The following is a 3,468-nucleotide window of genomic DNA, read 5'->3' as shown; positions in this document are numbered from 1 at the left end:
GTCGGGCGTGGCCAAGGGATATGCGGCCGATGCCGTGGCCGATCTGCTGGCCGCGCAGGGCCTGCGCCACGCCCTGGTCGAGGTGGGCGGCGAATGCACCGGGCGCGGGCTACGTCCCGATGGCGATCCGTGGTGGGTAGACGTGGAAAGCCCGCCCGGCGCCAACCTGGCGCCGCTGCGCGTGGCGCTGCACCAGTTGAGCACGGCGACCTCGGGCAGCTATCTGGGCCTGCACACCATCGACCCTGCCACGGGCCAGCCTGGCCGGGGCCATGGGGCGGCAACCGTGCTGCACCGCCATGGCGCAATGGCCGATGCCTGGGCCAGCGCGCTGATCGTGATGGCGCCAGCCCAGGCCCACGCTGTGGCCGTGCGCGAAAATCTCGCCACGCGGTTGGTCGATCCGTCGGGTGGCGAGTGGCTTAGCCCGGCATTGGCAGCGATGATGGAATAATCATGCTAATACTGCTAGCATGACAGCCACAAGAAAGGCCGCCGGATTGTCTCCGGCGGCCTTTTGCTTGGCAATGCGATAGCCGTTAAAGCTTCACATTGGCCGTGAGGATCGCCGTGCGGCCCGCAGCCTGGCTGGCAAAGTGCGAGCTATAGGCCTTGTCGTAATAGCGCTTGTCGAACAGGTTGTTGATATTGGCCTGAAGCGAGAAGCGCGGCGTAACCTGGAAGCTGGCATTGGCGTCGAACCGCCAGTAACCGGGCACATAGCGCGCCAGGGTCTTGGTGACGACACCGCCGCTCACCGCCGCGCCATAACCGCCATAGACCTTGCTCATGTAGAGCGCGTTGGCGCCCAGCGAGAGGCGGTCGGTCGCCCGGTAGGTGGTGTTGGCGGTAAAGCTGTGGTCGGGCGTGTTGGGAAAGCGCTGTCCGGTGCTGGGCGAGGGTACGTAATAGGTGACGCCCCCTGCGGTAACTGCGGTGGTGCCGCCATTGATGATGGTGGAATCCATATAAGTATAGCCACCAAAGACATTCCAGCGATCGGTGATGTTGCCGCTGGCCGAAACCTCGATGCCCTTGACCCGCTTGTTGCCGATGAAGGTCACGGTGCCGTTGGCATCGGTGGCGCGGGCGTTGGTGGTTTCGGTCTGGAACGCGGCAAGCGTCAGCGACAGCCCTTCGCCGAAGACGTTCCACTTGGTGCCCACTTCATAACTGCGGGTGCGTTCCACCTTGAGGGCATCGGTGATCGCCTGGCTGGTGGTATTGAGCGCGTTGCTGTCGCTGCCATTGGCCAGATAGGAACCCGGCGGCGTCGCGGCGGTAGAGGCCGAGGCATAGATGCTGCCATTGGGCGCAGGCTTCCACGTCAGGCCGGCCTGCCAGGTCCACAGGTTGTCGATCCGGCTGTACCAGGCACGGCCGCTTTCATCCGGGGCCGTCGCCAACAGGCCAGGGCTGACGCGCGTGACGTAGTGATCATAGCGCAGCCCCAGGTTGAGCAGCAGCGCGTCGGAAAAGTTCACCGTATCGAACAACGACACTGCCTGGGTATTGGTGCGCGCCTTGGTCCAGGTCTTCTCGGCGGACAGCATGATCGGCGCGGTCACGCCCGATCCATCGGCGGTATAGCTGACCCAGCGATCATAGGGATTGGGATTGGCCAGGCTGGTGCAGTTGAAGGCGGCAATCGACGCGGCGCCGCAGCGGCCACCCGCCGCGTTGATGCCGGTGGCAAGCGCCGTTCCCGTGGCCGCATTCGACACATAGTTGCCGACATTGGCCGTTTCGCGGCTGATCTCGCCGGTCAGGGCAAAGCTGTTCTTGATCCCGCCCAGCGTGAACGTGCCGTAGAAATCGGTCTGATTGATAAAGCCGGTGGTGCGGCTGTAGCGGGTGTTGGCCCGGCGCCAGACATTGCCGTTGATCACGTTGCCCTGGCTATCGTCGGGCTGGGTCAGGACATAGCCCTGGCTCGACACGCCATAGCGCGTGGTGTTGCGCAAGGTCAGCCCATTGGCGAAATGGTGTTCGAGACGGGCCGTGCCGGTGTTGACCAGGGTGTGGCGGAAATCGCGATCAACCAGGCCATAGAACGCCGTGCGCGGCGTCGCGGCCACGGTGGTTTCGCTATAGCCGGCCGGCGCATTGGCAGTGGTGCGCAGATAGGGAATGCCCGAATCCGGCAGCTCGTGGCTTTCCAGGTGATAGTAATCCAGCGTCAGGCTGGTGGGGCCAGACAGGCCGAACTTCACCGAGGGCGCCACGCCCCAGCGATCCTGCCACACGGCATCGCGCCCGGCCACGTGCTGGTCGTGATACATCGCGGCCAGGCGCAGGCCGACATTGCCGATCGGCTGGTTCACATCGGCGGTAACCCGGCGATATTCCGCCGTGCCGGTAGCGGCCGAGACATTGGCAAAGCGCTCGCCGGTCGGCTGCTTGGACACGAGGTTGATCGCCCCGCCCACGCTGCCGCGCCCGTTCATCGTGCTGTCCGAACCCTTGACCACCTCGATCTGGTCCACGGCAAAAACATCGCGAGACTGCGCGCCGATATCGCGCACGCCATCCAGGAACAGGCTGTTCTGCGCATCCGCACCGCGAATGAACGGCCGATCGCCCTGCGGATTGCCGCCCTCGCCCGCGCCCAGGGTGATGCCCGGCACAAAGCGCAGGGCATCGGCCAGGCTGGCCGTGGCATTGTCCTGCAGCACCTGCGCGGGGATCACCGTGATCGTGCGCGGGGTATCGAGCAGCGGGGCGGTGTACTTGGGCGATGCGGCCCGTTCGGTCTTGTAGCTGCCCTCGGTAATGACGGTATCGGTGACGGTCACGCCGCCCAGCACGCGCGGCTCGGGGTTTTGCGCGGCCGTTGCATCCTGGGCTAGGGCGGGTGCGGCACCCGCGATCAGACTGATGCAACCCAGCGCGAGAAAACCGGCAGCCCCCGCCGCACCGGCACGATCAAAACTGTCCCTCACTCATTCATCCTTTGCGCGAAACATATCATTCGTTGCGGCAGGCTGCGGCGCGCTTGCGCCGATCCCTGGTGCCGGCGGGCATGCGCATCCGGCCTCGCCGATGCCGCAAAGCGCTTTAATGCGAATTGCTATCAGTCGCAACGCTATTGATAATGATTCTCCTATTTGATCTACCTCAAGGCTCCTACGCACCGAGCGACCTAGAAATCCGCCATCGCCACGGGCGGTGAGACGTCCGCAATGTGGCCCCATGCCCGCGGTCAGAGCCATCTGGCCGAAGGCTCGGAGCGCTATTGCGATCTATTCTCTCGACTCGCGACGGAGAAGCAGCTATGCGAATGACTCTCAATAACCTGCCAAACCGCCAACGGGGGCCAGAATAGTGAGCAGCCAGGCCAGTTTGATCGCAACGCCAACCCTTGCGCCGCGCCCGGCATCGTCCGGCCTGCGCGGAGAGGTCGTGCCGCTGCGGCCTGCCACCTGGCAGCCTGCGCGCTATGAACCGAGCCGACCGCGCGGGCTGGCC

2 protein-coding genes are annotated in these 3,468 nt (G+C 64.8%); one reads left to right on the top strand and one right to left on the bottom strand.

Translation table 11 applies throughout. The annotated features are described in order from the left end of the window. Positions 1 to 454: FAD:protein FMN transferase (locus H926_RS27440; RefSeq protein WP_043609490.1), on the top strand; the 454-nt coding region annotated here is incomplete at its 5' end. An 85-nt stretch (positions 455 to 539) separates the two neighbouring features. Here the strand turns inward: H926_RS27440 and H926_RS0113195 are convergent. Continuing rightward, positions 540 to 2,942, bottom strand: coding sequence for a TonB-dependent siderophore receptor (locus H926_RS0113195; RefSeq protein WP_022676731.1), 2,403 nt, complete (start codon positions 2,940 to 2,942; stop codon positions 540 to 542). Between the last annotated feature and the right edge of the window lie 526 nt (positions 2,943 to 3,468).

The sequence above is a fragment of the Novosphingobium sp. B-7 genome, assembly GCF_000410615.1.
In the GTDB taxonomy this organism is placed as follows: domain Bacteria; phylum Pseudomonadota; class Alphaproteobacteria; order Sphingomonadales; family Sphingomonadaceae; genus Novosphingobium; species Novosphingobium capsulatum.
Note: the sequence above shows the minus strand (reverse complement) of the source record. Positions and strands in the feature narration are given on the sequence as shown.